Origin of the sequence: Streptomyces griseus subsp. griseus (assembly GCF_000720255.1) — a bacterium.
Lineage (GTDB): Bacteria > Actinomycetota > Actinomycetes > Streptomycetales > Streptomycetaceae > Streptomyces > Streptomyces griseus_I.
On sequence record NZ_JOJE01000026.1, the window covers coordinates 1 to 26542 of the forward strand.

Annotated in this window: 25 protein-coding genes and 1 pseudogene; 11 read left to right on the forward strand and 15 right to left on the reverse strand. The window is 69.9% G+C overall.

What is annotated here, in order from left to right:
* The 3 genes from IG99_RS28975 to IG99_RS28985 all read left to right on the forward strand — a co-directional run.
* Positions 1-427: MMPL family transporter (locus IG99_RS28975; RefSeq protein WP_037678902.1), on the forward strand; the 427-nt coding region annotated here is incomplete at its 5' end.
* A 91-nt stretch (positions 428-518) separates the two neighbouring features.
* Positions 519-1703: a sensor histidine kinase gene (locus tag IG99_RS28980; RefSeq protein ID WP_037678904.1), complete on the forward strand. Its 1185-nt coding sequence runs from the start codon at positions 519-521 to the stop codon at positions 1701-1703.
* A gap of 20 nt (positions 1704-1723) precedes the next feature.
* The gene (locus IG99_RS28985; protein ID WP_037678906.1) at positions 1724-2401 is read left to right on the forward strand and encodes a response regulator; all 678 of its coding nucleotides are present in this window, start codon (positions 1724-1726) and stop codon (positions 2399-2401) included.
* 78 nt (positions 2402-2479) lie between these two features.
* Here the strand turns inward: IG99_RS28985 and IG99_RS28990 are convergent, their stop codons facing one another.
* Genes IG99_RS28990 through IG99_RS29015 form a run of 6 tightly spaced genes read right to left on the reverse strand, consistent with a single transcriptional unit; the run spans position 2480 to position 7802 of the window.
* The gene (locus IG99_RS28990) at positions 2480-3574 is read right to left on the reverse strand and encodes an amidohydrolase family protein (RefSeq protein ID WP_234311991.1); all 1095 of its coding nucleotides are present in this window, start codon (positions 3572-3574) and stop codon (positions 2480-2482) included.
* Positions 3575-3599: 25 nt separating this feature from the next.
* Entirely contained in the window at positions 3600-3920 is a 321-nt protein-coding gene (locus IG99_RS28995) for a hypothetical protein (protein WP_037678907.1), read from the reverse strand.
* Positions 3883-4290, reverse strand: a complete 408-nt coding sequence (locus IG99_RS29000; RefSeq protein WP_063768345.1) for a hypothetical protein — start codon at positions 4288-4290, stop codon at positions 3883-3885. Before IG99_RS29000 ends, IG99_RS28995 begins: the two co-directional genes overlap by 38 nt.
* Positions 4287-4997 carry an ABC transporter ATP-binding protein gene (locus tag IG99_RS29005; protein WP_037678910.1) on the reverse strand — a complete coding sequence of 237 codons (711 nt, stop codon included), beginning with the start codon at positions 4995-4997 and terminating at the stop codon, positions 4287-4289. The genes IG99_RS29000 and IG99_RS29005 overlap by 4 nt, the downstream gene beginning before the upstream one ends.
* On the reverse strand, positions 4994-5713 hold the full coding sequence (locus IG99_RS29010; RefSeq protein ID WP_037678914.1) for an ABC transporter ATP-binding protein: 720 nt from the start codon (positions 5711-5713) through the stop codon (positions 4994-4996). The genes IG99_RS29005 and IG99_RS29010 overlap by 4 nt, the downstream gene beginning before the upstream one ends.
* Positions 5691-7802, reverse strand: a complete 2112-nt coding sequence (locus IG99_RS29015; protein ID WP_037678915.1) for a branched-chain amino acid ABC transporter permease — start codon at positions 7800-7802, stop codon at positions 5691-5693. The genes IG99_RS29010 and IG99_RS29015 overlap by 23 nt, the downstream gene beginning before the upstream one ends.
* A gap of 95 nt (positions 7803-7897) precedes the next feature.
* Between IG99_RS29015 and IG99_RS29020 the strand changes: the two genes are divergently transcribed.
* From IG99_RS29020 to IG99_RS29035, 4 genes are read left to right on the forward strand one after another with little or no spacing between them, the layout of a single operon-like run.
* Positions 7898-8314, forward strand: a complete 417-nt coding sequence (locus IG99_RS29020; protein WP_037678917.1) for a nuclear transport factor 2 family protein — start codon at positions 7898-7900, stop codon at positions 8312-8314.
* Complete coding sequence (locus tag IG99_RS29025; RefSeq protein WP_037678920.1) at positions 8311-9405, forward strand: acyl-CoA dehydrogenase family protein; 1095 nt, start codon at positions 8311-8313, stop codon at positions 9403-9405. The genes IG99_RS29020 and IG99_RS29025 overlap by 4 nt, the downstream gene beginning before the upstream one ends.
* Positions 9406-9411: 6 nt before the next feature.
* On the forward strand, positions 9412-10269 hold the full coding sequence (locus IG99_RS29030; protein WP_037678923.1) for an acyl-CoA dehydrogenase family protein: 858 nt from the start codon (positions 9412-9414) through the stop codon (positions 10267-10269).
* A gap of 10 nt (positions 10270-10279) precedes the next feature.
* On the forward strand, positions 10280-11077 hold the full coding sequence (locus tag IG99_RS29035; RefSeq protein ID WP_037678925.1) for an acyl-CoA thioesterase: 798 nt from the start codon (positions 10280-10282) through the stop codon (positions 11075-11077).
* A gap of 44 nt (positions 11078-11121) precedes the next feature.
* Here IG99_RS29035 and IG99_RS50550 read toward each other — a convergent pair whose 3' ends face one another.
* The 7 genes and pseudogenes from IG99_RS50550 to IG99_RS49690 all read right to left on the reverse strand — a co-directional run bounded on the left by IG99_RS50550 (position 11122) and on the right by IG99_RS49690 (position 17203).
* Complete coding sequence (locus tag IG99_RS50550; RefSeq protein ID WP_037678928.1) at positions 11122-11505, reverse strand: hypothetical protein; 384 nt, start codon at positions 11503-11505, stop codon at positions 11122-11124.
* 344 nt (positions 11506-11849) lie between these two features.
* Positions 11850-12083: pseudogene (locus IG99_RS29045) on the reverse strand (rhamnogalacturonan lyase family protein); the annotation flags it as partial.
* Positions 12084-12167: 84 nt separating this feature from the next.
* Positions 12168-13049, reverse strand: a complete 882-nt coding sequence (locus IG99_RS29050) for an alpha/beta hydrolase family protein (protein ID WP_051866018.1) — start codon at positions 13047-13049, stop codon at positions 12168-12170.
* A 259-nt stretch (positions 13050-13308) separates the two neighbouring features.
* A complete protein-coding gene (locus tag IG99_RS51445; RefSeq protein ID WP_267882569.1) occupies positions 13309-13437 on the reverse strand; it encodes a hypothetical protein in 129 nt (42 codons plus the stop codon).
* Positions 13438-13471: 34 nt separating this feature from the next.
* On the reverse strand, positions 13472-15013 hold the full coding sequence (locus IG99_RS29055; protein ID WP_037678934.1) for a family 43 glycosylhydrolase: 1542 nt from the start codon (positions 15011-15013) through the stop codon (positions 13472-13474).
* Between the two features lies 1 nt (position 15014).
* Positions 15015-16820: a right-handed parallel beta-helix repeat-containing protein gene (locus IG99_RS29060; protein WP_234311992.1), complete on the reverse strand. Its 1806-nt coding sequence runs from the start codon at positions 16818-16820 to the stop codon at positions 15015-15017.
* Positions 16821-17047: 227 nt separating this feature from the next.
* Positions 17048-17203 carry a hypothetical protein gene (locus IG99_RS49690; protein ID WP_199815617.1) on the reverse strand — a complete coding sequence of 52 codons (156 nt, stop codon included), beginning with the start codon at positions 17201-17203 and terminating at the stop codon, positions 17048-17050.
* Between the two features lie 1268 nt (positions 17204-18471).
* On the opposite strand from IG99_RS49690, the gene IG99_RS50555 reads away from it, so the two are divergent.
* The 4 genes from IG99_RS50555 (at position 18472) to IG99_RS29085 (ending at position 23183) form a co-directional block, all read left to right on the forward strand.
* Positions 18472-18975 carry an SGNH/GDSL hydrolase family protein gene (locus tag IG99_RS50555; RefSeq protein WP_234311993.1) on the forward strand — a complete coding sequence of 168 codons (504 nt, stop codon included), beginning with the start codon at positions 18472-18474 and terminating at the stop codon, positions 18973-18975.
* The gene (locus IG99_RS50560) at positions 18975-19334 is read left to right on the forward strand and encodes an SGNH/GDSL hydrolase family protein (protein WP_234311994.1); all 360 of its coding nucleotides are present in this window, start codon (positions 18975-18977) and stop codon (positions 19332-19334) included. Before IG99_RS50555 ends, IG99_RS50560 begins: the two co-directional genes overlap by 1 nt.
* A 250-nt stretch (positions 19335-19584) precedes the next feature.
* Positions 19585-21780, forward strand: coding sequence for a glycoside hydrolase family 2 (locus IG99_RS29080; protein WP_051866020.1), 2196 nt, complete (start codon positions 19585-19587; stop codon positions 21778-21780).
* Between the two features lie 65 nt (positions 21781-21845).
* Entirely contained in the window at positions 21846-23183 is a 1338-nt protein-coding gene (locus IG99_RS29085) for a right-handed parallel beta-helix repeat-containing protein (protein ID WP_037678945.1), read from the forward strand.
* Between the two features lie 735 nt (positions 23184-23918).
* Here the strand turns inward: IG99_RS29085 and IG99_RS29090 are convergent.
* Positions 23919-25064 carry a thiolase family protein gene (locus IG99_RS29090; protein ID WP_037678948.1) on the reverse strand — a complete coding sequence of 382 codons (1146 nt, stop codon included), beginning with the start codon at positions 25062-25064 and terminating at the stop codon, positions 23919-23921.
* Positions 25057-26490, reverse strand: coding sequence for a class I adenylate-forming enzyme family protein (locus IG99_RS29095; protein ID WP_037678951.1), 1434 nt, complete (start codon positions 26488-26490; stop codon positions 25057-25059). Before IG99_RS29095 ends, IG99_RS29090 begins: the two co-directional genes overlap by 8 nt.
* Between the last annotated feature and the right edge of the window lie 52 nt (positions 26491-26542).

The window sequence follows — 26542 nt, forward strand, 5'->3', positions numbered from 1 at the left end:
GGTCGTCGGCATCATGTTCGGCCTGTCCATGGACTACCAGGTCTTCCTGGTCAGCCGGATGCGCGAGGAGTGGGCCCACACCGGCGACAGCCACCGCGCAGTCCGGGTCGGCCAGGCCGAGACCGGCAAGGTCATCGCCGTCGCGGCCACCATCATGGTCTGTGTCTTCGGCTCCTTCGTCTTCGGCGGCATGCGGGTCATCTCCGAGTTCGGCGTCAGCCTCGCGGTGGCTGTCGCTGTGGATGCCCTGCTGATCCGCATGATCGTCGTCCCCGCGCTCATGCACCTGTGCGGACGGGCCAACTGGTGGCTGCCCCGCCGGCTGGACAAGGCCTTGCCCAACGTGTCCGTGGAAGGCCCCGCCGACGAGCCCGCGCATCCGCTGTACGCCGTGCGGGAACCGGATCACTCCGGCCTGGCCAACTGACCGTCACCACGACGGACCGACATCGCACGCGGGCCGGTGGAGGGGGGGGTGACCTCACCTTCCACCGGTCGGCGCTGCTTAGAGTGAGGGAATGGAACTGCCCATGGTGTGGCGACGGTGGCTGGCCCGTCATGACCGGATCAAAGACGCGTTGCCGGCGGTACCGCTGATCGTGATCGCCGCGGCGGCGACCGCCGCCGTCGGCAAGGACAGCTGGCAGGAGCCTCGTTGGCACGAGGTCGTGTGGACGACGCTGTCGTGCGTGCCGCTGGCCTTCCGAAGCCGCTGGCCCCTGGGCGTAGCCCTCTTCACCCTGGCGGGTGACCTCACGCTGATGGCCGTCGCCTCACACATCTCGCCGGCCCCGGGAGCGAGCCTGATCGCCCTGTACACCCTCGCCTTCCTCGGCAGCCGGCGCACCGCGTGGACGGTCGGGGTAGCCTCGGCCATGGCGATCACCGGTGTCTACGCCGCCACCCACTCCGAGTCTCTCGTGGCGGGGGCCAGTCTGTTGCGGTTGGACTTCGCGATCGCGGCCACCCTGCTCGGCCGCACCGTCCGCAGCCGCCGTGAGAACCTCGCGGCGGCCAGGGAACGCGTGGAACACGCCGAACGCACACGGGAGGAAGAGGCCCGGCGGCGGGTCACTGAGGAACGCGTGCGCATCGCGCGCGATCTGCACGACGTGGTCGCCCACCACATCACCCTCGTCAACGCCCAGGCGGGGGTGGCCCACCATCTCATGCGCGCCAACCCGGAACAGGCCTTCGAGGCACTGGCCCACATCAAGGACAACAGCCGCGCCGCCCTCGACGAACTGCGGGCCACCGTCGGCCTGTTGCGTCAACCCGACGACGCGCCGGGCGCGCGGGCCCCCGTCCCGCGTCTGGCCGATCTCGACGCCCTCGTCACCGGTTTCGAGGCGAGCGGGCTGTCCGTGTCGGTGACCCGTACGGGCGGCACTTCGCCGCTGGCGCCCGCAACCGACCTCACCGCCTACCGCATCATCCAGGAAGCCCTCACCAACACCCACAAGCACGCGTCCGCGTCCCGCGCCTCGGTGGTCCTGGACTACGGCGTGCACTCACTCCGGGTCGCTGTGACGGACGACGGACGCCCGGGCGCACCGAAGGGCGCGGGCACCGGCCACGGACTGATCGGCATGCATGAGCGGGCCACGGCCATCGGCGGTACCGTCACCGCCGGCCCGCGTCCCGAAGGCGGCTTCCAGGTCGTCGCCGAGCTGCCGCTCTCATTCTCCCCCGCACCTGCCTGACCCCCGTGAGGAACCCGCCCATGACCATTCGCGTCCTGCTCGCCGACGACCAGGCCCTGCTCCGCGGCACCTTCCGGCTGCTCATCGACGCACAACCCGACATGGACGTCGTCGCAGAGGCCTCCAACGGGAGGGAGGCAGCCCAACTGGCCCGGTCCAGGCGCGCCGACGTCGTCGTCATGGACATCCGGATGCCCGAGGTCGACGGCATCGAAGCCACCCGGCTGATCGCCCAGGACGAGGACCTGGCCGGAGTCAAGATCCTCGTCCTGACCACCTTCGAGGAGGACGACCTCGTCGTCGAGGCCCTCCGGGCCGGGGCGAGCGGCTTCTTGGGCAAGGGCGTCGAACCGGCACAGCTCCTCGAGGCCATCCGCCTCGTGGCCGCAGGCGAGGCGCTGCTCTCCCCGGCGGCCACCAAGGGCCTCATCACCCGGCTCCTCGCCCAGCCCTCACCCGGCGACCTCGTCGACCCCCATCGGCTGGCCACGCTGACTCCCCGGGAACGCGAGGTACTGGCACTGGTGGGCACCGGCCTGGCCAACGACGAGATCGCCGAACGCCTCTTCGTCACCCCGGTCACCGTCAAGACCCACGCCAACCGGGCCATGGCCAAACTCGGCGCCCGCGACAGGGCTCAGCTCGTCGTCATCGCCTACGAGACCGGCCTGGTACGCGCGGGAGAGCGGCAAGGCTGAGGCACCGGCCGACCACGGCCGGTGCCCGGGTCTCCCGGAGCACGCGCCGGAAGGACGCGCGCTGTCGACGCGTGCCCGTCAGCGGGCCGTCGCCCTCACTTCGGCTGCGCGGCGGCGAGCGCCGCCTCGGCCTTCTTGCGGTAGATGGCGAGTTTCTCGGCGGGGGCGACGACCTGGCGGCTGCGGGACTTCACGGACACGTCGTGGCCGCCCGCGGCCCTGCGCAGGGCGCCCACCGTCGCCTGTTCGCGGGGGACGTGGGCGAACGGGTCGAAGGAGTACCAGCGCATGGCGTTCTCGTGCGTCATCTTGTTGATGTCGTCGTCCGGCACGGAGTTGGTCCAGGCGGTCCAGAAAGTAGGGGATCCAGCCGGTGCCGCCCTCCGACAGCCCGATCCTGATGGCCGGGTACTCCTTGAGGACACGGGACCACATCAGGTCGGCCGCCGCCTGGACGAGGTTGATGGGCTGGAGGGTGATCATCACGTCCGGCGGGGCGTCGGGCGCGGTGATGGCGAGGCGGCCGGAGGAGCCGATGTGCAGGTTCATCACCGTGCCGCAGTCGGTCAGCGCCCGCCATACCGGGTCCCAGTACTCGGAGTGGAAGCTCGGGTAGCCGAGCGGGACCGGGTTCTCCGGGAAGGTGAGGGCGTGACAGCCCTTCTCGGCGACGCGCCGGATCTCCTGGGCGCACAGCTCGGCGTCCCAGATCGCCGGGAGGGCCATGGGGATGAACCGGCCGGGGTGGGCGGCGCACCACTCGTCGATGTGCCAGTCGTTGTAGGCGCGCACCAGGGCCATCGAGAAGTCGGAGTCCTCGGTGGCGAACAGCCGGGCGGAGAAGCCGGGGAAGGAGGGGAAGTTCAGCTGGGCGAGGACACCGCCGGCGTTCATGTCGGCGACGCGTTCGTCGACGTCGTAGCAGCCGGGCCTGATCTCGTCCAGGCCCTGCGGCTCCATGCCGTACTCCTCCTTGGGACGGCCCGCGACCGCGTTGAGCGCGGCGTTGCCGATCCTGGCGTCCCGGAACTGCCAGACGTCGCTGCCGTCCTCGCGGTGCACCAGCCGCGGCGCGTCCTTCTTGTAGCGGGCCGGCAGGTGGTTGGCGAACAGGTCCGGCGGTTCGATGATGTGGTCGTCGACGCTGATGAGGATCATGTCATCGCGGTCCATGGGACTCCTTGTGGCTGAGGGCGGATCAGTCCGAGGCGGGCAGGGCCTTGGGCGGTTTGACCGCCAGGGGCCTTCCTCCGTAGGTGAGGTGGCCGGTGCCGGAGGCGGTGCAGAGGAGTTCGAGCGTGTCGGCGGGGTCGACGTAGCGCTTGCCGATGAGGGTGTCCGGTGCCTGGCCGGCCGGCTGTGCGGCAGGGGCGTCCTGGGCCGGGACCATCGGGCTGCCACCGCATTCGACCGGACCCGTGACCTCCTGCGGGGCCCGGATCACGATGACGCGGGTGGTGCCGGTGACCGAGGCCAGCTGGTCACCGGGGCGCAGGGCCGGTGTGCGGGGTGACGGCATGGCGCGGTTCTCCTTGGGATGCGGGTGCCGGTGGAGTGAGCCTCTCCCCCAGCCGGTCCAGGTCGTAGGACTGGCGGGCGAGCCAGAAGCGCAGGAAGCCGGTGAGCGAGTAGCGCAGGAAGAGGGCTCCGCCCACCACGGCGGCGGCGATTCCGCCGAGACCGATGGCGAGGGCGTCGCCCTGGGCCAGGGAGTTGTCCGTGGCGTGGGCGAGAGGAAAGGCGAGCGCGCCCAGGACGAGTCCCGCGGCCATGAGCAGTCCGCCGAGCCGCAGCCAGAGCGTGGCGCGGGCGGCGGCGGGGTCGGGGATCTTCAGCTCGGCGAGTTGGCGGACGAACCGTTCTGCACGCGCGTCGGGAGGTGCGGTCATATCGGGCTCCCCAGGTAGTAGGAGGAGAGTTCGGCGTGCAGGGAGCTGTCGGGGTGCCCCTGCCACTGGACGCGGCCGCCGGCGAGGACAGCGGCGTGGTCGGCGATCTTCAGTACGGCGGCGGCGAACTGCTCGACGACGAGCACGGCGACGCCCTGCCGGGCGATGCCGGCGACGAGTTCGTAGAGCTCGGCGACGACCAGCGGGGCGAGCCCCATGGAGAGTTCGTCGAGGAGCAGGACGGCGGGGTCGGTGGCGAGGCCGCGGGCCAGGGCGAGCATCTGCTGCTCGCCGCCGGAGAGGGTGCCCGCGGGCTGGGCGCGCCGGGTGCCAAGGACGGGGAAGCGGGCGTAAGCGATCTCCTCGATCTCCTCGTGGGTGCGGCCCGTGAAGGTCATCATCCGGAGGTTGTCGCGCACGGACAGGTTGGGGAAGACACCACGGCCCTGGGGCACCAGGCACACGCCGGCGCGGGCGAGGTCGCGCGGGTGGATGCCGGTGGCGTCCCGGCCACCGAGCAGCAACCGGCCGGCGCTGGGCGGGTGCACACCGGCGGCGACCGACAGCAGGGTGGTCTTACCGGAGCCGTTGGGACCGAGGAGAGCCACCACGCGGCCCTCCTCGACAGCCAGGTCCACGCCGTGCAGCACGGTGATGCCGCCGTGGGCGGCGCGGATGCCGTCCAGCTCCAGCAGGGGTCCGCTCATGGCCGTGCCTCCCCCAGGTAGGCGGCGAGGACCGTCTCGTCGGTCTGCACTCGGGCGGGCGGGCCGCTGGCGACGACGGAGCCGAGGTCGAGGACGTGCACCTCGTCGCAGACGCTCATCACCAGGCTCATGTCGTGCTCGACGAGCAGGACGGCCGTGCCCTCGTCGGCGAGGGAGCGCAGCAGCGCGGCGAACCGCTCCGTCTCCTCCGCGTCCTGACCGGCGGCGGGTTCGTCGAGGAGCAGGACGCGTGGGCCGAGGACGAGGGCGCGGCCGACCTCGACCAGGCGGGCCAGGCCGGTGGGGAGCGCGTCGGACGCGTCGTCGGCCACACCGGTCAGGCCGAGCCGTGCCAGTACGGCGTCGGCCGTGCGGGCGGCGTGGCGGCGCCCCGGGCCGAGTTCGGCGGCGACGAGCAGGTTGTCGCGCACGGAGAGACGGCCGAAGAGCTCCAGGTGCTGGAAGGTGCGGGACATCCCGCGGCGGGCGCGACGGGCGGGGCCTTCCCGGGTGATGTCGCGGCCGTCGAGACGGATACGGCCGGTGCGGGGCCGGCGCAGCCCGCAGACCACGTCGAACAGCGTGGACTTTCCCGCTCCGTTGGGGCCGATGAGGCCTGTTACCCGGCCCGCCTCGGCCGTCAGTGACACGCCGTCGAGGGCGCGGCATCCCCCGAAGGAGACGGTGATCTCCTCAGCCCGCAGCAGTGGTGGCACGGCTCAGCACCTCCCCGTCCTCGGACCGCCAGGGGCGGCGTACTCCCCACCACTCGGGCGGGATGTCGGTGGGCGGCCGCTGTGCGGCGGCGGCGCGGACGCGCAGCAGCAGGGCCGTGACGAGGGCGATCGCGAGGAGCAGCCATCCGTTCGCCACATCGAGCGCCGCGAGCAGCCAGCACACGCCGAGGACGCCGAGCAGCCCGCGCAGCAGCGGCCGGTTCCTTCCCAGCGGCGCCCATTCGGCGCGCATCTGGGCCAGGACACCGCTGGGGTTGTGCGCGAGTCCCATGCCGGCGAGCGCGACGAGGAGCGAGGTCACATCCTGGACCCACGAGCCGGCGCCGTGCAGCAGTTGCGCCGGGACGACGAAGGCGATACCGGTGAACAGGCCCGTTCCCACCGCGCCGAGGCCGCCGATGACTGCGATCAGGAAGATCGGCAGCCCGGCGATGAGGTTGAACTGGTCGGCGGTGACGGTCTGCAGCTGCATGCCGTACAGGGCACCGCCCAGTCCCGCGATCCCGGCGGACAGGGCGAAGACGGCTGTCTTGGCGACGAGGAGCCGTCCGCCGAGGGTGGCGTAGGCGGCCTCGCTGTCGCGGAGCGCGATCAGCCGGCGGCCGAACCGGCCCCGGCGCAGTGCGGCGACGCCGACCGAGGCGAGCGCGAGACAGACGGCGGAGAGCACCAGCAGCTGGGCCGGTGAGGTGAGGTGCAGGCCGAACAGGTCGGGGCCGCTGACGGTCACCGAGCCCTGGTCGAAGAAGGTGATGCGCACGCCCAACACCTCGAAGGCGGGCAGAGTGAAGATCCAGCGGTCGAGGACGACGGCGAAGGCGGCGGTGCCGAGCGCGAGGTAGATGCCGGACAGGCGCAGGGCGGGCAACGCGATCAGCACGCCGACGGCCGCGGTGACCAGCATGGCGGCGGGCAGCGCCCACAGCTCGCCGTGCGCGCCGAGGTGTCCCCACACCACGGCGCCGATGCCGGCGATGGACAGCTGGCACAGGGAGATCTGCCCGGTGTATCCCGCCAGGGGCACGAAGGACAGGGCGATGACGCCGAGCGGGAAGAGCGTGCCGTAGGAGAGGACGGCGTCCTCCGCCAGGACGGTCACCAGGACGAGCGCGAACAGCACGATCGAGCCCGCGAGGAGGAGGCTGCCGCGTGCCGTCGGCAGCGGCACCTGTACCGGGGTGCGGTCACGGCCGCGCAGTCTGCGGTGTGGGAAGGCGAGCAGGGCCAGGAACAGCAGCAGCGCGGGGGCTGCCAGACGCAGGCCCGGAAGGTAGTCGTTCTGCGGCAGGTAGCCGGCGAGATAGGCCTCCAGCAGGCCGACGACGAGGGCCCCGAGGAAGGTGAGCGGCAGGCTGCGCAGCCGGCCGAAGACGGCGGCGGTGTAGGCGCTGACGATGAGCAGCGACAGCTGCTGGGCGTCGAGCGCGACGGCGGGCGCGATGAGGATGCCGCCGACGGCGGCGAGCTGGATGCCGAGCACCCAGGCGAGCCGGGTGGCACGTAGCGGATCGGCGCCGGTGAGGCCGGCGAGAGCCCGGTCGTCGACGGAGGCGCGCATCTCCGTGCCGGCGCGGGTGCGGTGCAGCAGTGCCCAGAGGGCCGCGGCGATCGCCAGGGCGACGGCCATGGTGATCGCCTGGTGCCAGGTGACGGCGGCCGGGCCGAGGCGCAGTGCGGGCCGTTCGGCGAGGAACGGCGCGAGCGGGCGCGCGGTGTTGGGGTCCCACACCCAGCGGGCGAGCGCGATGCACCCGGTGAGCAGCGCGACGGTCATCACGAGGCGTTCGGCCTCGCCGAGCGCCTGCACCGGCCGCATGAGCACGCGTTCCACGAACAGGCCGAAGGCGGGGGCCAGGACGAGCAGGACGAAGGCGAGGGCGAGCGGGACCGGCCAGCCCCAGCCGACGGCCAGCTGCCAGTAGGCGAAGGCGGACAGCATTCCGGCCGCGCCATGGGCGAAGTTGAACACACCGGTGGTGGCGTGGGTGACCACCAGACCGGTGCCGATCACGGCGTAGACGGCGGCGGTACTCAGGCCGACCACCGTGAAGGCCAGGAATTGATCCATGACTTGGAAATTAGCTTCTCCCTATTGGAGAAGCAACCATCCGGAGCAATACTCCTTCAGTGAGAATTACATTCTCGTACGAGAGGACGAGGCCCTTGAGCGTCACCGACGACCTGGTGGAGATCGAACAGCTCCTCGCCCGTTACGCGGTCGCCATGACCCGCGGTGACGTGGACCGGGTGCTCGCCGTGTTCGCGCCGGACGGCAGCTACAGCGCCTTCGGCGACACCTACCCGCTCGACGAGTTTCCGGCACTCGTCTCCGCCGCCCCGAAGGGGCTGTTCCTCGTGGGCACGCCGGTGATCGAGCTGGACGGTGACGCGGCGACCGGCACTCAGCCGCTGTGCTTCGTCGAGCACTCCACGCACGAGTTGCGCATCGGCTACTACAACGACACCTACGTCCGCACCCCGGACGGCTGGCGGCTGCGCACCCGCGCCATGACCTTCATCCGCCGCAGCGGCGCCCACGACTCGGGCCGCCCGCACGCCTTCGAGCGCACCCGCTCATGAGCGTCGAGGAGTTCCGCCGGGCGCTGGGCGCCTGGCTGGACCGTCACGACCTGTCCCCCGGTACGGACCACTCCCTGGACGCCCAGGTCGCGCAGCTGGCCCGCGTCCGGCGGGAGCTGTGGGCGGCGGACTGGATGCGGCACGGATGGCCGGACGCGGTCGGCGGACTCGGCGGCCCGAGCGTGCTGCGGGCGGTACTGGGCGAGCAGGTCGCCTCGCGGGACCTCGCCGAGCCCGGCCTGTGGTCGATGGTCGAGGTACTGGTCCCCACACTGATCGACTACGCGCCGCCCGCGCTCGCCGCCGAATTGGTGCCCCGGCTACTCAGCGGCGAGGAGCAGTGGTGCCAGGGCTTCTCCGAGCCCGGCTCGGGCAGCGACCTGGCGTCCCTGTCAACGCGTGCGGTCCCGCGGGGGGACGACTGGGTGGTGACGGGGCAGAAGGTGTGGACGAGCCTCGCCCAGTACGCGGCCCGCTGCGTCCTGCTCGCCCGGACGGGAGGGCCGGGGCACGGCGGCATCAGCGCCTTCTTCGTCGACATGGACTCCCCCGGCATCACCGTACGGCCGCTGCGCACGATGCACGGCGTGGACGAGTTTGCCGAGGTGTTCTTCGACGACGTGCGGGTCCCCGCGGGGCGGCTGCTGGGCTCCCCCGGCGACGGCTGGCGCCTCGCGATGGACCTGTTGCCGCACGAGCGGTCCACCTGCTTCTGGCACCGCGTGGCTCACCTCTACAGCCGCCTCGACCGGCTCCTGGCCGACGGCTGCGAGCCGGACGCGGACGCGCTGGGTGCGGTCTGGCTGGACCTGCACAGCGTGCGCTGCCGCTCGGCCGCCACACAACGGGCCCTGGCGGACGGCGGGCGGCTGGGCCCGGAGACCTCCGTGGACAAGATACTGCTGGCCGGCGCCGAGCAACGGCTCTTCGATACGGCGCGGGGCCTGCTGCCGGGGTCGGTGGAGCTGGCGCCGGACGGGACGTGGCGCACCGAGTACCTCTACTCGAGGGCCGCGACCATCTACGGCGGCACCGCCGAGATCCAGCGCAACATCGTCGCCCGCCGCCTGCTGGACCTCGGGAAGGAGTGAGACGCGGTGGACGCCGCTGAACGCGCACTGCTGGAAGATGCCCTGCGCAAGTCCCTGACGACTTGCGGGCCGGAAGCCGAACCGGGCTCCGCCCTGGCCGAGTTGGGCTGGGCGGAGATGCTCGCAGCGGAACCGGACACCGCGATCCCGCTGGTGTTCCGGCTGCTCGGGGAGACCGGCGCTCAGGCGCCGGTCCTCAACGACGTCGTCCTGCTGGCGGCGGGCCGCCCGCTCGGGGGTACGCCGCCGCTGCCGTACGCGGGCGGGGCCTGGGTGCGGTGGGCCCGGGGGGACGGTGTGCCGACCGGTCCGCTGGATCCCGGACTTCCGCTGCGCCACGCCGAACCCGGTGACCTTCCCGCGCCTGCCCTGGCGGCGGGCCGCCAGGCTCTGGGCTGGTGGCTGCTGGGCGTCGGACGGGCCATGCTGACGCTCGCCCGCGAACATGTGCTGGACCGCGAGCAGTTCGGCCGCCCCCTCGCTTCCTTCCAGGCGCTGCGGCACCGGCTGGCGGAGACGTACGTGGCGCTGGAGGCGGCGGAGGCGGTGCTGGTCGCGGCCGCGGCTCCGGAGACGGACCGCTCCGCCGGGGAGAACACCGAAGCGCCGGACAGCGCCGATGCCCTGGATCACACCGGCGCGCTGCTCGCCAAAGCCGCCGCCGGCCGGGCCGCGCTCACCGCTGCCCGCCACTGCCAGCAGGCGCTCGGCGGTATCGGCTTCACCGCCGAGCACGCCCTGCACCGGCACATCAAACGTGCCCTGGTGCTCGACGGGCTGCTCGGCTCCACCCGTGAACTGACCCGCGAGGCCGGTCGGCTGCTGCTGCGTGAGACGCGCGCCCCTCGCCTCGTCGACCTGTGAGGGGCGCCCTGTGTCCGACCTGTGGAACGACCTGCTCGGCTGTCTCGACCTCGCTCCCTGCGGGCCGGACACCTGGGAGGGCCGCTCGCAACAACTGGAGTACCGGCGGCTGTTCGGCGGACAGTTGCTCGCCCAGTTCGCAGGGGCGGCACAGCTCGCCGCGCCGGGCAAGGGGCTGAAGTCGCTCCATACGCAGTTCCTGCGGGAAGGGCGCACGAGTGAACCGGTGCGTTACGAGACCGAGGTACCGCAGCAGGGGCGGACCTTCGCGACCGTACGGCTGACCGCCCGCCAGGAGCGGGGAGTCATCGCGGTGGCGAACGCGAGCCTGCACGTGTGGGAGGAGGGGCCCGACCGGCAGGTGGCAACCCGCGTGCCGACGCTGCCCGGGCCCGAACGCGCCGTCGAGCTGGGCTTGCTGCCCTGGGAGTCGAGGGCGGCGGCCGATCTCGACACCGCGAAGTCGGAGCCGCCCGAGTACGAGCTGTGGACCCTCATCCCGGACGCTCCCCGGGCTCTCGCCCCCGCCCTCCTCGCCTACGCCACCGACCTCACGCCCATCGGCACCGCGCTACGTCCCGTGGAGGGCGTGACGCAGGCGGACGCGGGCCGTGCGTTCACCTCGGCCGTCACCGCACACACCGTGTGGTTCCATCGGCCGTTCACCACCGGGGACTGGCTGCTGCTGCGCCAGCACAGCCCGCTCGCCGCGCACGGGCGGTGCTTCGGCCGCGGGGACATCCTGACGGCGGACGGCTCGCTGCTCGCGTCGTACGCGCAGGAGGCGTTGTTGCGGTTCACCGCGTGAAGAGTGGCGAACGCCGTGCGACTCCCCGTCGGGGCCGAGGTGGGTCATCGGCTCCGGGTGAGGAGGTCGTCGATGGTCTGGGCAGGCCGGAGGAGTTCGAATCGGACATCTCCGCGAGGACCGGTGCGGACTCCGTAGACGGCGGGTTCGGGCAGAGTGTTGAAGTGGTAGGGGGCGGAGAAGCAGTAGGCGCCGGTGTCGAGGATCGCCACGACATCGCCCGCCGCGAGAGCGGGCAGGGGACGGGCTCGGGCGATCAGGTCGCCGGCGGCGCGCGCCTCCATCTGCGGCGCCCAGCTGACGTCGACGCCCTTCACGAAAGGCGCTGCGGCGGCGTTGGCCGGCGTCTCGAGTTCGGCGAGCGCGGCGGCGGTGGCAATCGCACCGGCCGTCGCGGAGGTGGCCTTGAGCAGAGTACGGCGACTCATCGAACCACAGCCGGATGACTGGCTCGGAGACATGGCCGCTCCTCTCCACCCGACGACCGCACGTGAGTCGTAGCGGCCGACGGGCGGTTGGTAGTGGGTTGGGGTGTTGGGTTGGGTCGGGGGTTGGGGGTGCGTGTTTCGAGGGCTTGGTGCAGGTGAGCGGGGCGGTGGGTCGCCGTGGGACGTGTTTCGCGCCGATAGGGCGGAGCTGCTCGTCTGAGGGGCCGTCCACACGACGGCCGCAGCGGGTCTCACTGCGAACCGGCCCTGCCCCGCACCTGGTCGGCCGCCCATGCGGTGCAGCACGGTCGGCCACACGGCGCGGTTCAGGCGTGTAGACGGTTGGCCTTGGTGCCGTTGTTTGAGTGGACCCCGGATCCGGTCAGCGGGCGAGTGTCGTTGGACGTGCCGTACTTGTCGATGTGGGTGCCGTTGAGGAGTTCGCGCACTGTGCCGCCGTGCCGCCGGCGGACGAAGTTCGTGCTGGACGGCTCCCGGCCCAGGGAGGCGCCGGCAGTCGAGCGCAGGGTGGTGTCGGAGGCGGACCATGAGTCGGCGTCCGGGCTGCCGGCGTAGACCACCGGATGCAGCCGGAAGCCCGAGACCTGATGCTGACCCAATCATGACAACCCAACGATCAGGGGCGGTGAGCGGTTTACCCCTCAGCCGAGGACGGACTCCCACTTGGTCTTGGGCCCGGCCGCGTCGGCAGGGAGGCGGTCCCGTGCGGCAGTGTCGCCGTACATGCTCCAGCGCGCCCAGTCGACGACGGTGTTCGGGAAGCGCTTGTCGCTCCAGAAGCTGGTGTGGGTGCCGCCGACGAAGGTGAGGAACGCCTTGGGCCAGGCGATCTCCTTGTACGCCTGCCGGGCCGAGGAGTACTTCGTGGTCGAGTCCCGGTCGCCGTGGACGAACAGGACCTTGGCGGAGACCGAACGGGACGGGTTGCCCATGTCGGTGCAGGACTGCGGGTTGGCGGAGATGATCCGGCTGTCGGGCCAGGAGGTCAGCAGGCCATGCGTGATCATGCCGCCCAGGGAGTGGCCGGAGACGCCGACGCCGATCCCGGTGTTGATGTGCCCAGCCAACGGACCGCTCGCGTTGAGTGCGAGGGTGTTGGTGAGGATCTGCGAGACGTCCTTGGAGGAGTTGCCGTTGTTGACGTCGTCGAAGCTGTGGTTGAAGTGCGGGGCGGGGACGACGAAGCCCGCCGCGGCCAGGGGCCGGATGATGAACAGGGAGTTCTGCGGGCTGCTTCCGAAGCCGTGGGTGAAGTTGTAGACGGGGAAGACACCGTTCGCGACCGGGGCGTTCGTCACCGGGCTGCCGCCGGGGGCGCCGGCGGCGGGGTAGTAGACGTAGGTGGTGCACCGGCGGCTGCCGCGGGTCCAGTCATACCGGCGCACGCCGACCGCATACGGCGTGGTCGGTGCGCCCTGCGGCCTGACGAGGGCGCCTGCCTGCCCGGCGCCGAGCAGGGACGCGCCCACGCCTGCAGCTCCGGCCGCGCTCAGGGCCAGGAAAGTACGCCGTTGCATGCTCATGGATGACTCCTGTGTGAGTGGGGGGATTGCTCCGAGAGGGGAACGTGAGCCTGGTTCTTGGGTGAGCATCCGTCGCGCTTGAGGCAGTCCGTCACGACGTCGTTCGCCAACGCGCTCGCCGGTCCAGGCGCGACCGCAACGGTCGAACCGACCTGCCGTGACACACACATGGAGATGCCTCGCCCGCCACATGTCTGTGAACGCTCCCACACCAGTCGAATAACAGAACCGGACCTTGTGCGGTTGGCCGGCGGTTGGCTCACCCCTGCGATGTCAGCCGCTCGCCCTCGGTCAACACCAGCGGATGCAGCCTGCTGTCGCCCATTTCCTCCAGCAGACCGCAGCCGACAGCCGTCTTGACCGACCGGGCCGGACCGAGACGAACCACGCCTCACCTGGCGAGACGCGAACTCAGGACCAGATCACTGGCCGGTTTGCACCAGTTCGAAGTCGTCGACGTTCACCCAGTTGCCCGGATTCGCATCGGAGGCCACGCCGACCTGGATCGACCCGTTGGTCACGGTGATGCCGGAGATGCCGACCTTCGTCCAGGTGCCTATCGACTGGTTTACCGAACGGTTCATTTCGCCCGCGCCGAAGTTCTTGGCGAAGATGTTCGCCGCCTTCTGCCCGCCGCTGCTCTTGACCCAGGCCGACAGCGTGTACGTCCCGTTCGGGACCGTGATGTTCTGGTACATGGTGGCCTTGTAGGCGGAGGCGTAGGACTGCGCAATCGCCCAGCGTCCGCTGTGTCCGCCGAGGTGGTTGCTGTTCGGATCGCTGCTGACGTTCGACGAGTTCGTCCATCCGGCGAGCGTCTTCTGGGAGACCCGGTCGGCCTCGACGCTGGGGTTCAGAACGTGGTTGTTGCCGCTGCCGACGGACCATGTGCCCGCGGCGGCGTCGATGTTCCACTGGTTCAGTGAATGGAAGACCGGCGTCGTCCCGTCGAAGGTGACCGGAACCCACTGGTTGTAGCCGATGCCGTTGCCGGCGAAGTCGCTCCAGCGGTCGCCTCCGAACATGACGAACGATCCCGATGAACCGCTCACCTCGAACGCCAGGCCGGTCTGCGTCACATGTGAGAAGTCGGCGTCCGTGCCCTGCAGAACGAACTCCGAAGAATATCCGCTGCTTATCTTCGACGATTTGATGCAGTAGGTGTGGGACGCGTTCCAGCCGTGCAGATCCGAGGAGCAGAAGTAGTACGTCCCGGCGTGCTTGAACATGATGTTGCCTTCACGCCCGCCCGCTGAACTGCTGTAGATCCGCGTGGCGTTGTCGACGTGCAGGTAGTCGGAGGAGCGCAGCGGGGCGACGTACAGGTTCGAGCGGCCGCTCTTGTTGCTGAAGATGAGGTAGGCCCGTCCGTCGTCATCGGTGAAGACCGACTGGTCGCCGGACATGCCGGTGCTGACGTTGCCGATGCTCGACTGCGTGCCCGCGCGGCTGAAGTGGCCCGCCGGAGTGCTGCTCGTGCCGAACACGAGCCCGCTGTTGAGCTGGGAGACCAGCACGTACTTGCCGGTGTTGGGGTTGTGTGCGACACCCACCCGGCCGACCCAGGATGATCCACCGATGTCCGAGGAGGTCATCGCGTTTCCCTCGAACTTCCAGTGCACCAGGTCGGTGGAGGAGTAACAGGTGATGGCGTTGAACGACGTGTTGCTGTTCTTCCCGCCGGCGGGGTTGTTGTAGTAGCTGACGGCTCCGTTGTACTTCACGCCGTACCAGTAGTACGTGTTGCCGACTTTCAGCACGCCTCCGCCCTGGGAATAGATCGGGTTCCCGGAGGTGTCCTTCCAGAAGACGTCGTTCTGCAGTACCGGGGCGGCAGCGGTCGCTGCTTTCTGGGGCAGAGGGGCCGCGGCTCTCGCGTCGGCGAAGTCGCCGAAGAAGGCCAAGGCGACCGCGCAGAAGAACAGCAGTACAGCGATCGTCCATCGGGGAAGTTTTCCCAGCATTTCACATCCTCCGCTTCGGTTGCTCTCCAGGCTGTTCGGTCGAGGTTCCGAGATGGTGGGCGGTACCGGTCTGGCTCTCGAAGGCCCCGATGTCCGGCAGGCGGTTGTAGACCGTGGCCCCCGTGTAGTCGACACCGCCGTTGTCGGTCACATTGACGCCGGTGTCGATGGCCGGCGAGCCCGCCGCGACGCTGAGCGGCAGTGCCGCGTTCAGTGCCGGTCCCGTGTCGGCGTTGCCGTAGGGGCCGGTGATCGTTCCGAGGAACTTTGGGTTGCCCCTGACCGCGCGGCGGTCGGAGGACGGTACGGGCAGCGTGGCGCCGCCGTAGAGGTTCGCGGTGTACTCGATGGTCGGGCTGGTGGTCAGGGACGCGCCCGCCCTCGTCGAGTACAGGACGTTGTTCCACAGGTAGTAGGACGCGGACAGGTTGGCGCCGTAGCCGTAGATCAGGTAGTTGCTGCGGCTGTTGTAGACGGAGTTGTTGTAGACATGAGCGGTGGTACCGCGGTTGGAGTGCAGGTAGATCTGGTATCGGCGATTGCCGGAGATCACGTTGTACCGGACCCGCACGCTCCCGAAGTTGCGCCCGCATTGGCACAGCAGGATGCCGTCGCCGTTGTCGTGCACGAAGTTGCCCTGAACGACCATGTTGGTGGTCGCGTTGTCCGCGTCGATGCCGTTGGAGTCGGCGCCGCCGGCCTTCTTCTCGGTGGCGTAGACCTCGTTGCGCTGGACGGTGACGCCGTCGGAGTAGTAGGCCTCGATACCCGACGTTCCGGCCCGCTGGACCACGTTGTGCTCGACCACTCCGCCCCGCGTGTCGGTCATGTACACGGCATTGGCGGCGTAGGCGGAGTCGCCCTGGTAGATGTAGTTGTCGCGGATCACGACCTGGGTGTGCGGCGCGAAGCCGGTGTCGGTGGCGCTGGTCCGCTCGCCCCAACCGGTGTGTACAGCACCCGCGTTGGAACCGGTGTACTGCTTGACGACGATGCCACCGAAAGACGTGTTCTTGACGGTTGAGTTCGCCACCAGGATGTCGTGCAGGATCGTCGGCCGGCCAGGACTCGCGGGATGGGCGACAAGGCCGCGAAACACGATGCCCCCGGTGCTCTTGGAGCGGTCCCAGCCGGTGCCGAAGGTGATCCCCGGCTTGTTGTTCGCCGTGTCGCCGCCGATCCAGTTCACCTCGCCGGTCACATCGCGCACGTCCACGCCATCGACGTGGAAGTGGCTGAGCTGACCGCCGTTGTCGCCGCTGATGCCGATGCCCCGCAGGTCGCGCAGATTGGTGCCTGGCCGGCCGCCGCCCAGCGGCCTGGCGTTGGTGACCTGCAGGTTCCGGATGTCCCAGTACTGCTGGTTGTGCAGGCGCACCGTATCGGCGACCTGCCCCGCGCCGTCGACCTCAGGCTTGGTGCCGGAGCCGTACACGTCGATCACGATCGGCCGGCCGTCCGCCCCCGAGCCCTTGGGCCACAACTGTCCGGTCCACTTCTGCCCGGCGTGCAGCAGAATCCGGTCGCCCGGGCCGAACGTGCTCGCGTCGATCTTGCCGAGCGTGCGCCACGCCGTCGCGGACGTGGTACCGGCGGCACTGTCATTGCCGTTCACGGCGTCCAGGTAGTACGTCGTCCCCGTGTCGGTCGCCGTCGCGGTGCCCGGTGTGAGGCTCAGCGCTCCTCCCGCCAGCAGGAGCACGGCACTTGCCCGCAGCAGGCGCTCCATGACACGCCAGGTCCATGGGGGCGTCGTCCCTGGAAAACGTCTCTTCTCCGTCAGGTGCAGGTCCGTCAAATCTGCCATGATCAGGTCAATCCTTTGTGGTCGGTGACACACGAAGTCCGGCCCAACCGGCGTCCACCAGTACCCATCGCCCCCCGTCGCCCCTACCGGTCGTCAGCCACCGGACGTCGCACCGGCCCCGGGCACGCAGGGGCATCTGCTGCGGTAGATCGAGGCCCCCTGGAATCGGCGAGTTTCGTGCAGAGGAACTGGGTGTAGCGGGTGTCGTCGTCGAGGAAGATCTTCAGTCAGGGGATCAGAATGCGCATCTCGTTGCTCTTGGGATGCGTGCAGTAGAGGTGGTCGGCCGGCGCTCGACACCTGCCCCGGAAGAGCCCCGTCAGCAGCTGCGTGCCGCGGGCGACGTCGAAGTCGTCGGGGCTGTTGGCGTCGATGCCGATCACGACGAAGCCGAACGAGGCCAGCCACGGCCCCGACCACGCTCCCTCCTTGGGGAACTTCGCGTGTACCCGGCGCGATCGCCACCACTCCCCACGTGCCCGAGGTGGTGTCCGTGGGGTAGTAGATCGTCGCATCCTTGAAGCCACGGCCGGATCCCACGCTGCGCCGGAAGGTGGCGAACGGCCCGTGGTCGGCGGCCGCACCGGGGGTCGGAGCGGCCCACGTCGATAAGGGGGATCGGCGGCGGACGCGGACGACAGCGTCAGCAACGTCGCGACCAGCGCCGCCATCGCCGTTGTCACCGGCCCCCGAACTCGTCGGCGCCTACGGCACGTTGCGGTACGCTCCGGAGCCACCGAGGACGTTGCTCGTTGTTGCATCAGCCTCTCCTTCTTCTCGTGCGCAGCTCCACTCGGCACCGGTCTCTCCGACGACCCGTCACCTACTGCCGACGGACGTGCCGAGGATGATGCGGTGATCTGGTCGTCACAGGTGATCCGTGGTCGCAGACGTCGAGTTGAGTGCGGGCCGGTGTGCAGTCGACTGTCGTGTCGCGGTGCTGGACTCGTGTCGTGACAGCTTCATGTGCCGGCGCGTCAGCGTCATGTCCTGGCTCGTCAACGCCATGTCCCGGCGCGTCAGCGTCGTCGCGATCCGCCCGCCGACGGGGTCGAGAGCGAACAGGTTATCCACCTGCCGCGTCGCGCAGCGCGCGCCCAACGCGACACCGTGCGCGAACGCCCGCGTGAATCAGGCACGATGACCTCCGATGTGGGGGCGAGTGGACGCGGCACCCCGAGGTGAGAGGTGATCGTTCACTCTGGAGGTGTGGGAGCGTTCCCACGTCGGTGAGAGTAGGAAAGCCCCGACGCGTCGTCAAGGATTTTGTCCGACTCTGCTGTTCGGTCATGTTCGAATGCGACAACTCATGACACACGGCAGAACAACGTCCCACCATCATCCCGTGCTCCTGCGAAGTGCATCTGACCTGCGCCTCCCTCCCCTGATCGCAGCCGGTCAGGCCGCTTGCCACCGCGCTGCGCCAGCATCTCTCAACCAATGCGCGACCCGCCAATCCGCCGGATCCCGTTGACAGGTACGCGTCCGGCCGGGAAGCTGCGTGACACACCCCACGCTCATCGACGCCTAGGGCTCTGCCCCACCGTAAGGTCCGATCTGTGAACGATCACAGACTGGGGGCGGGCTGAATCTGCGCCGCTGACCGTCCAGCCTTCACAGACCGGCACCCGTGCCCGCGCCCGGAGAACCCATGAAGAGCCTTCGGATCCTTCTCACGACCACGATGGTGGTCGCCTTGTCGGCATTGGGCATCCGCGGTGCCTCAGCGGCCGACGGCGCCGCAGGACACTGTTCCGGTACCGCCCTCGCCGCGGCACCGGCGGGGCGGGCGCCGGCCCGGCCGATCACCGTGTGGCTGGCCGGTGACTTCACCATGGCCAATCCCAGTAGCCGTTGCCCCGTCGGCTGGGGCAGCCAGTTCGACGCCCTGTTCAACAGCGACGTCGTCGTCAAGAACCGGGCCGTCGGCGGTCGCAGCATCCAGACCTGGTTGTACGAGTCGAACGTGAGCAACACCAAGGGCCCCGACGGCGAGTGCCGGCTCAGGTCCGTCGCGTACTCGTCGCGCTGGCAGTCGATGCTGAACGCCACCACCGGGATGAAGCCCGGCACTACCTCTTCATCCAGTTCGGCATCAACGACACCGCCTCGGCCTGCCCGCAGCACGTCGGCAGGCCCCGCTTCCAACTGCTGATGACCATGGTGGCGCAGGCCGCCCTGGCCCGGGGCGCGCACCCCATCCTGCTCACCTCGGTGGCCGCCATCACCTGCTCCGGCGGCACGGCCACCAAGAACCGGGCCTTCGTCCCCCAGACGTTCGCGGCTGGAACAGCCACCGAAGCACCCGTCGTCGACCTCGAGACACTGAGCGTCTCGCTCTACAACAGCCTGCGCTTCTGCCCGAACAACGGTGACTACGGCTCAGACCCGTTGGGCGCGTTCTTCTGCAACGACCACACCCACTTCGAAACCTACGGCGCGCAGCGTATCGCCCCCCTTGTCGCCGACGACATACGCCGCAAAAACCTCCCGCTCGCCACATACCTCAGGTAGCGACGCCCTGACGGCAGCGGCCCCCACTGAGCCGGACCGGACTCCGGACGTTGCGGCTCCCCGCTGACCAACTGCCCACCGACCGCACAACTCGCGCGCGATCGGCGGGCTGGAAGGACCCGATGTGCCTTCTCCATCCCGCTCTGCAGGTTCCGGGCGGATCACCCGCCGCACCCTGCTCGCAGTTCGCACCCCACCCGCCGATTCCCTGATCTGGAGAGCCCGAGTCTGCGCGCTCGCTTTCCTGCTGATGGCACCGCTGGCCCTCGCCTGCACGACAGGCACCGCCTCGGCCGGCGCCACCTCCGTGGCTGTGACCAGCACCGGCACCGGCACCGCGACCAGGTACCGCACGGTCACGGACTTCGACCCCGGCTGGCTCTTCCACTATGGCGACGCGAGCGGCGCGAGTGCCGCCTCCTACGACGACAGTGGCTGGCGCGGGCTGAGTGTGCCGCACGACTGGAGCATCGAGGGCCGGACCCCGTCGTCAGACCCGTTTTCCCAGTCGGCGTCGAGCACGGGCCGCGGCGGCTATCTGCCCTCGGGCATCGGCTGGTACCGCAAGCACTTCTCACTGGCCGGGGTGCCCGCCGACCGCAAGGTGTACATCGAGTTCGACGGCGTGATGGCCAATGCCAGCGTGTACATCAACGGCAAACTGGTCGGCACCCATCCCAACGGCTACACCAGCTTCCGCTACGACATCACAGGCACGGTGAAGGCCGGCGGCACCGACAACGTGATCGCCGTCAAGACCGACACCAGCCTGCAGCCGGCCTCCCGGTACTACACGGGGGCCGGCATCTACCGCGACGTGCGCCTCATCGCGACCGACCCGGTGCACATCGACCAATGGGCCACCTACGTCACCACGCCGAACGTCAGCAGTTCCGCCGCCACAGTCCACGCGCAGACCACCGTGGTGAACAACGGCACCACCGCTGCGAGCGTCAGCGTCCGAGGGGTGCTGAGCGAGCCTGACGGCACCGCGCTCCCCGCCGTCACCACGGCCGCCAGGACCGTCCCCGCGGGCGCCTCCGCCACCTTCGGCTACGACATTCCCGTCACCAACCCCAGGCTGTGGGACCTGAAAACACCGAACATGTACGAGCAGGCGACCTACATCAACGTCGGCGGCATCCCGGTCGACGACGACCTCACTCCGGTCGGCATCCGCAGCCTCGCCTTCAGCCCCACCGGCGGGATGAGTCTGAACGGCCACAGCGTCAAGCTGCAGGGGGTCGCGCTGCACCAGGACTACCACGCCCTCGGGACCGCCGCCCCGCAGCGCGCAATGCAGCGGCGGCTCGCCCAGCTCAAGGCCCTGGGGGTCAACGCCATCCGCACCGCGCACGAACCCCCCGGCCCGGCCTTCCTGGAACTCACCGACCGGATGGGCTTCCTGGTCCTGGACGAGTTCTTCGACACCTGGACACAGCACAAGTACAGCGACGCCGGCGACTACGCCACCTACTTCAACCGCACGGCGTCCTCGCCCACCGGCACACCGGCCGTCCCGGGCGCGAGCGGATCGGCGCCCTGGTACCAGGTCGACACCACCGGCATCGTCATGCGCGACCGCGGTCACCCCAGCGTGGTGATGTGGAGCGCCGGCAACGAGATCCGCGACCCGCTCTCCACCCGGCAGCCGCTGCTGAGCAGGATGGTGTCGATCTCGCACGCCCTGGATCCGTCCCGCCCTGTCACCCAGGCGCTCTTCCGGCCCAAGGACAGCGGCGACGTCACCGGTGCCACCCGCACCACGCTGGACGTCTTCGGCGGCAACTACCGGCCCGACGAGGTGGTGACCGCGATGGGCATGTCGCCCAAGCGACCAGGTCTGCTCACCGAGATGGGCACCGACACCTCGTCCTGGACGACGGTGAGGAACAACCCCGGCCTGATCGGCGAGTTCCTCTGGACCGGCGCCGACTACCTCGGGGAGGCCGACGGTCTGTGGCCCACCGTGGGAAGCAGCTCCGGTCTCATGGACGCGGTCGGCACGGTACGGCCCATCGGGTACGCGTGGCAGAGCACTTGGGGCGCTCCCCACACCTCACCGCCACCTACGGGGACGACGGCCAGCCGGGTGGTGCTCAAGCCCGACCACAGCACCGTATCGACGGACACCGACGACATCTCCTATGTACAGGCCGCCGTCACCGACTCCTCCGGCCGGGTCGTGACCGGTTCGTCCGCTCCGGTCACCTTCAGCATCAGCGGGCCGGGCGTGATCGTGGCGGTCGACAGCGGCAGCCAGACGCAGGAGAGCTACCGCGGCACCGTACGCAAGGCCTACCACGGGCTCGCGTACGCCCTCGTCCGGGCGACCGGGCCGGGCACCATCACCGTCACCGCCCGAGCGGACGGCCTCACCCTGGGCACAACCACCCTGACCGGCACAACGGCACCCTTCGTGCCGTGCTCGGGAACCTGCGACTGACCCACAACGGCGCGGCGCCGGGCCCAAGTTCACCCACCTGCGTTCCGAGCGAACTGGAGAAAGCAATGAAACGTTCCAAGCACGGGAGGCTCGCTCTCCCGGTCGCCGCGGTCCTGGCGGCCGTCGCCACGGCGGTCGTCGGGTCGGCGGCATCCGGCAACGCGGCAGCCGGGAAGGTCTTCTACGTCTCCCCCACCGGCAGCGACAGCGCCGCCGGAAGCGAAGCGGCTCCCTGGAAGACGTTCGCCCACGCCCAGTCCGTCGCGCAGGCCGGTGACACGGTCTACTTCCGCGGCGGCACGTACGCCTACTCCCGCGCGAACGCGGGCTGCAAGAGCCAGACCGACAGAGTCGACGCCATCACCCTGAACAAGAGCGGCAGTTCGGGCAGCCTCATCAACTACGTGGCCTATCCGGGAGAAAAGCCGGTCTTCGACTTCTCGCAGATGAAGGACGACTGCCGGATCAAGGGCATCGACGTCACCGGCAACTGGATCCGGCTCAAGGGGCTGACGGTCACCGGCGTCCCGCAGAACAACAACCGCAACCACGAGTCCTGGGGCATCTGGATCTCCGGAAGCAACAACACCTTCGAACAGCTGGACCTGCACCACAACATGGGCCCCGGTCTGTTCATCCAGGACGGCGGCGGCAACCTGGTCCTCAACTCCGACTCCCACCACAACTACGACCCGCGCACCTCCAACGGGGCCGGCGAGAGCGCCGACGGTTTCGGCGCCCACATCTCGGCCAACCATCCCGGCAACGTCTTCCGGGGCGACCGCGCGTGGTGGAACTCCGACGACGGCTTCGACCTCATCAACGCGTTCTCGTCCGTCACCATCGAGAACTCCTGGGCATGGCTCAACGGCTACCTGCCCGGGAGCACCACCCCGTCCGGCAACGGCAACGGCTTCAAAGCCGGCGGCTACGGCGGCAAGTACGTCTCCAACGGGGTCAAGCACACCGTCCGCTCCTCCGTGGCGTTCAACAACCGGTCTTCCGGCTTCTACGCCAACCACCACACCGTCGCGGACGACTTCTTCAACAACACGAGTTACGGAAACCACCCCGACTTCAACATGCTCGGTATCTCCCGGACCGGTGCCGCCATCGGCCTGGGCAACCTGCGTAACAACATCGCCTACACCGGCACCCTGTTGTCGAACATGACCGGGACCAGCGCCTCGTACAACTCCTGGAATCTGAACGTCAACCTGTCCAACTCCCAGTTCCAGAGCGTGTCGACATCAGGCTGGGACGCGTCCCGCCAAGCCGACGGGAGCCTGCCGGTACTGCCGTATCTGCACCTCGCGTCGAACAGCGCCCTGATCGACAAGGGCGTCAACGTCGGTCTGCCCTACAACGGCTCGGCCCCGGACCTCGGCGCCTTCGAACGCTGACCCGCGCCGCCCGCGCGACGGCCCCTGGACGCCCTGGCCCCTGCCGCGCCCGGGGGTCGCGGGGCGAAGGACCGCGTGCGACGGGCTGGTGCCGACCGCTCGGTGGGGTGGCTCCGCCGGCCTGCTCCGAGTACGGCTTCCCGAAGCCGGTCCTGAGCCATCGTCAGGCATGCGTGGACCGCTCCCAACGGCGACGATCCTCTGCAACGGACCCTCCACGGACTCACCGGCCCCGACGAGACATACACCCTGCCCGCCCGCCAGGACTTCGGGCCCGCCCGTGGGCTCGCCACGGGCAAGCACATCGAGCCGGCGAGACCGAGCGGAAACCGGTTCTTGAGGACACGTCGAACCGGAGTGCCGGGATTTTCCCGGCACTCCGGCCACCATTTCTTGCGACTCAGGCGGGTTCCCCGCCGCGACGGACGCGTCGGGCCGTGTCAGCACCCCGCGCACCGCGTCCGCGAGTGCGGGAGCCGCGTCGGCGTGGTCGCTCTCGCCCGGTCGGCCCGGACGTTACCCCGCCGCGTTCCATGGCAGTCGGCGGCGTCGTGCAGCGCCTCGTTGATTCCAACGTCGGACCGGAAACCGTCGAGGGCCGATGAGAGGGGAAAGAACCACCTGCCTGCATGAGCAGCCGCTGCACTGGAGATCACGACAGTCGCCGCGGGAACCGCAGGTTGCGGTCGAATCCAGCCTACTGATCGTGTGACGTCCCGCCCTCTTCACGTACCGTCACAGCCCCGGCACCTCCAGGACCAGCGCCGAACCCATCCCCCCGCCCGCGCACATCGACGCGACGCCCACCCCCCCGCCCCGGCGACGGAGCTCGTGGACGAGCGTGACGACCATCCTGGTGCCCGTGGCGGCGACGGGGTGGCCCAGTGAGCAGCCACTGCCGTTGACGTTGACGGTGTCCGGGTCGAGGCCGAGGCGGCGGACCGCGGCGAGTGGCACCGAGGCGAACGCCTCGTTGATCTCGAACAGATCCACGTCGGACAGCGTCATGCCCACCCGCCCGAGCGCCTTGGGGATGGCGTGCGTGGGGGTCAAGCCGGTCTCGGCCGGGTCCCTGGCCACGGAAGCCCAGGACCGCACTCTGGCCAGGGCGGGCAGTCCGAGGTCCTCCCGCGCGAGACGCTCTTCGGCCACCGCCACGGCCGCCGCCGCGTCGTTGGCGCCGCAGGCGTTGCCCGCCGTGATCGAGAAGCCCTCGATCTCGGGGTGGAGCGGCTTGAGCGCGGCGAGCTTCTCGGCGCTGGTGTCACGCCGCGGGTGCTCGTCGGCCTCAAAGGGGCCATGTGGGGTGTCGACCGGCACGGTCTCGTCTTTGAAGCGGCCTTCGTCCAGTGCCCGGACGGCGTTGCGGTGCGAGCGCAGCGCCCACGCGTCCATCTCCTCGCGGGTGAGGCCTTCCTTCACGGCGGTGTTCCAGCCGACCGTGATCGACATGTCGAGGTTGGGGGCATCGGGACGGTCGGGGTGGGAGGGCGGCACCCAGCGTTCACCGCCCAGGTAGGACAGCCTGGGCGCGGTGGAGGCGGAGTTGACACCACCGGCGAGCACCAGCCGGTCCATGCCGGCCCGGACGGATGCCGCCGCGGTCGAGACCGCGGCGAGTCCGGCCGCGCAGTGCCGGTTCAGAGCGAGCCCCGGCACCTGTGGCAGGCCCGCCGTCACGGCCGCGTGGCGGGCGACGACCCCGCCGCCGTAGTGCGACTCGGCGAGGATCAGGTCGTCCATGAGGTCCGGGTCCAGACCTTCGGCGACGGCCGTGACCACACGGTCCGCCAGGTCGTAGGCGGACGTGGCGCGCAGACTCCCCTTGAAGGCGGTGCCGATCGGGGTGCGCAGGGCGGCGACGAGCACGGCTTCAGGCATCGGCGGCCTCTTCCAGTTCGGTGACCAGGGTGCGGCGCAGCAGCTTCCCGGTGGGCGTGCGGGGCAGTTCGGGGCGGAAGACGACCGTGTCCGGCGTCTTGGAGGAACGCAGGCGCTCTTTCGCGAAGGACCGGATCTCGTCCGGATCGCCGGTCCCGACCAGCACCGCGACCAGGCGCTGGCCCCACTCCGGGTCGGGCAACCCCAGCACGGCGGCCTCGCGCACGCCCGGGTACTGGAGCAGTACGTCCTCGATCTCGGCGGGGGCGATGTTCTCCCCGCCCCGGATGATGGTGTCGTCGGCGCGGCCCTCGATGAAGAGGTAGCCGTCCTCGTCCAGCCGGCCCCGGTCGCGGGTGGCGAACCAGCCGTCCGTGTCGCTGCCGCTCGTCTCCGCGTACTCGCCGGATATCTGCTCCCCGCGCACGAAGACGAGTCCTGTCTCGCCCGGCCCAAGAGGTTTTCCGTCCTCGCCCCGGATCTCGGCCTCGACGCCGGGCAGCGGACGGCCAACGGAGCCGAGACGGGCCCGTACCGCCGGGTCGTCGGAGATGATCGCTCGCCAGTGGTCGTCAGGGCCCAGCACGCAGACGGACGAGGCGGTCTCCGTCAGCCCGTAGGCGTTGACGAAACCGGTTTGCGGGAACTGCCGCAGCGCCCGCTCCACCACCGGGCGGGGGCAGCGCGCTCCGCCGTAGGCGAGACTGCGCAGGGTCGGCACACCGGCCTGCGCGTCCCCCAGCTCCGCCGTGATCCTGGCGAGCATGGTAGGGACGACCATGGCGTGGGTGACGCCCTCGCGGCGCACCGTGGCCAGCCAGTCGGCGGGACCGAAGGCCGACTGGTAGACGACGCGCCGGCCGGCGTACAGGTTCGTCAGCAGGTTCATCAGGCCGGCCACATGGTAGGGCGGGAGGGCCACCAGGCTCGCGTCGGTCACCTCCGCCGAGCCGAAGTCCTGGGTGTTGAACACGTAGGCGAGCAGGTGGCGGTGGCGCAGCAGGGCCGCCTTGGGGGCGGCGGTGGTGCCGCTGGTGTAGAGGACGACGGCGGTGGCGTCGCGGTCCTCGGGGGCGGGCCGTCGCCCGGCCTCGCCCTGCGGTGGGGTCAGCAGCGCGTCGAGATCGGCCGGGTGCAGCACCTCGGCTCCAGGATGCCGGAGGACCAGGGAATCCAACTGCTCGTCGGCCAGGCGGTAGTTGAGAGGGACAAAGGGGATACCTGCCAGCGCCGCGCCGAACAGGGCGATGGGGTAGGCGAGGTGGTTCGGTCCCAGGTAAAGGACCGCGGCGCGGTCACGGAAGCGGTCGGCCGCATGCTGTGCGAGGCAATGGAGCTCGGCCGCGGAGAGCGAGCGGCCGCCCTCCGTGACGGCCGGCCGGTCCCCCGCGGAGGCGGCCATTTCCAGGATCACGGCTATATTCATGAGAACGTCATTCTCTTACACTCAGAGCGCGACTCGCAAGAGAGGGGAATGA

Excerpts from the sequence above, each read along its gene's own strand:
- IG99_RS28980 (WP_037678904.1), top strand. The coding sequence starts at position 519 with ATGGAACTGCCCATGGTGTGGCGACGGTGGCTGGCCCGTCATGACCGG.
- IG99_RS28985 (WP_037678906.1), top strand. The coding sequence starts at position 1,724 with ATGACCATTCGCGTCCTGCTCGCCGACGACCAGGCCCTGCTCCGCGGC.
- IG99_RS28990 (WP_234311991.1), bottom strand. The coding sequence starts at position 3,574 with ATGGACCGCGATGACATGATCCTCATCAGCGTCGACGACCACATCATC.
- IG99_RS28995 (WP_037678907.1), bottom strand. The coding sequence starts at position 3,920 with ATGCCGTCACCCCGCACACCGGCCCTGCGCCCCGGTGACCAGCTGGCC.
- IG99_RS29000 (WP_063768345.1), bottom strand. The coding sequence starts at position 4,290 with ATGACCGCACCTCCCGACGCGCGTGCAGAACGGTTCGTCCGCCAACTC.
- IG99_RS29005 (WP_037678910.1), bottom strand. The coding sequence starts at position 4,997 with ATGAGCGGACCCCTGCTGGAGCTGGACGGCATCCGCGCCGCCCACGGC.
- IG99_RS29015 (WP_037678915.1), bottom strand. The coding sequence starts at position 7,802 with ATGGATCAATTCCTGGCCTTCACGGTGGTCGGCCTGAGTACCGCCGCC.
- IG99_RS29025 (WP_037678920.1), top strand. The coding sequence starts at position 8,311 with ATGAGCGTCGAGGAGTTCCGCCGGGCGCTGGGCGCCTGGCTGGACCGT.
- IG99_RS50550 (WP_037678928.1), bottom strand. The coding sequence starts at position 11,505 with ATGAGTCGCCGTACTCTGCTCAAGGCCACCTCCGCGACGGCCGGTGCG.
- IG99_RS29050 (WP_051866018.1), bottom strand. The coding sequence starts at position 13,049 with ATGAGCATGCAACGGCGTACTTTCCTGGCCCTGAGCGCGGCCGGAGCT.
- IG99_RS29055 (WP_037678934.1), bottom strand. The coding sequence starts at position 15,013 with ATGCTGGGAAAACTTCCCCGATGGACGATCGCTGTACTGCTGTTCTTC.
- IG99_RS29060 (WP_234311992.1), bottom strand. The coding sequence starts at position 16,820 with ATGGCAGATTTGACGGACCTGCACCTGACGGAGAAGAGACGTTTTCCA.
- IG99_RS50555 (WP_234311993.1), top strand. The coding sequence starts at position 18,472 with ATGAAGAGCCTTCGGATCCTTCTCACGACCACGATGGTGGTCGCCTTG.
- IG99_RS50560 (WP_234311994.1), top strand. The coding sequence starts at position 18,975 with ATGACCATGGTGGCGCAGGCCGCCCTGGCCCGGGGCGCGCACCCCATC.
- IG99_RS29080 (WP_051866020.1), top strand. The coding sequence starts at position 19,585 with ATGGCACCGCTGGCCCTCGCCTGCACGACAGGCACCGCCTCGGCCGGC.
- IG99_RS29085 (WP_037678945.1), top strand. The coding sequence starts at position 21,846 with ATGAAACGTTCCAAGCACGGGAGGCTCGCTCTCCCGGTCGCCGCGGTC.
- IG99_RS29090 (WP_037678948.1), bottom strand. The coding sequence starts at position 25,064 with ATGCCTGAAGCCGTGCTCGTCGCCGCCCTGCGCACCCCGATCGGCACC.
- IG99_RS29095 (WP_037678951.1), bottom strand. The coding sequence starts at position 26,490 with ATGAATATAGCCGTGATCCTGGAAATGGCCGCCTCCGCGGGGGACCGG.